This window comes from Nonomuraea sp. NPDC003201, from assembly GCF_053590415.1.
The window spans coordinates 1-1459 of sequence record NZ_JBSFTC010000735.1 but is presented as its reverse complement, the minus strand read 5'-3'; the positions used below and the strand labels follow the sequence as shown (position 1 = coordinate 1459).

The 1459-nt window shown below is 66.1% G+C and carries 2 protein-coding genes; both read left to right on the top strand.

Annotated elements, in window-relative coordinates; genetic code table 11:
* Nucleotides 1-102: 102 nt before the first annotated feature.
* On the top strand, nt 103-936 hold the full coding sequence (locus tag ACWDX9_RS63265; RefSeq protein ID WP_449973444.1) for an IS5 family transposase: 834 nt from the start codon (nt 103-105) through the stop codon (nt 934-936).
* Complete coding sequence (locus ACWDX9_RS63260) at nt 933-1379, top strand: hypothetical protein (protein WP_363969090.1); 447 nt, start codon at nt 933-935, stop codon at nt 1377-1379. Before ACWDX9_RS63265 ends, ACWDX9_RS63260 begins: the two co-directional genes overlap by 4 nt.
* Nucleotides 1380-1459 lie beyond the last annotated feature (80 nt).

Sequence of the window (1459 nt, the reverse complement as noted above, 5' to 3'; positions counted from 1 at the left end):
AGAGTGCGGTTCGCGAGTCCATGCCCGTGATGTCGCAGTGTGATCGGATGGATTTGTAGCGTTACCACCAGTCGGAGGGCTCGGATGTGCTGGGATGGCCGTGTGGCCGAGCGCAAGCCCTACCCCAGCGACTTATCCGACGCCCAGTGGGCGTTGATCGAACCGGTGCTCACCGCATGGAAGGCCGCGCACCCGTCCGTCAGCGGCCACGATGGCAACTACGAGTTACGCGAGATCGTCAACGCGATCCGCTACCAGGGACGAACCGGCGTCCAATGGGACTATCTCCCGCACGACCTGCCACCCAAGAGCGCGACGTACTACTACTTCGGCAAGTGGCGCGACGACGGCACCGACAAGACGATCCACGACCTGCTGCGCTGGCACCTGCGCGAGAAGAAGAAACGATTAGCCGACCCCAGTCTGGTCGTGCTGGACACCCAGAGCGTCCACGTCGCGGCAGGGGTCCCCGCCTCCACGACCGGCAAGGACGCCGCGAAGCGAGTAGCGGGGAGAAAGCGGGGCTTGGCGGTGGACGTGCTGGGGCTGGTCATCGCTGTGGTCATGTTGGCCGCCTCGGCCCACGAGAATGTCGCCGGGATCGCCCTGCTGGACCGGGTCGCCGCCAGCACCGAGGGCACAGCGACCAAGGCGCTGGTCGACCAGGGGTTCAAGAACACGGTTGTCGCGCATGGCGCCGGTCTGGGGATCGACGTGGAGGTTGTCGAGCGTAACCCTGCCGACAAAAGGTTCGTCCCCCAGCCCAAGAGATGGGTCGTCGAGCAGACGTACGGCATCTTGATGTTCCACCGGCGTCTGGTCCGCGACTACGAGCATCTTCCGGCCAGTTCCGAATCACGGGTGTATTGGGCGATGACGGACGTGATGTCCCGCCGCCTGATCCGTGGCACGGCCCCCGCGTGGCGGTGGACATGACCGGGCCCGACGCTCGCCAGTCCGACCCCGGCACCTGGCTCCTGGACCGAATCGACGCCCGCGAGCACGCCTTGACCTGCCAGATCGAGCAGACCCAGGCGGAGATCGACACTCTGACCGCGCGTCTGGGCGAACTCAGCGAGGCGATCGAGCACCTGCGGATCAGCCGCAAGACCCTCATCTCCCTTGCTGAAGAGGACCCTGCCCCGGCCGAGCCGGCCGCAACTCCTCCCGTGATCCCCGATCACCCCGCCTACCAGCAGATCCTCACCGTATTCGGCGAGGTAGCCGACTCCCTGCGCGCCCGCGACCTGGCCATGGCCATGGACCTGCCGCTGACGCAGAACGCCATCCAGAACGTCCGCGCCAAGCTCAAACGCCTGGCCAGCCGCGGCATCCTCATCGAGACCGAGCCGGGATTGTTCTCCCAACCACGCCGATAGCCCGAACGGTGAGCTTCCGCCAGCCGGCCTAACCCAACCCCACCGGCGAAAGGGACATCAGCTCGCAGAACGCACTCTGA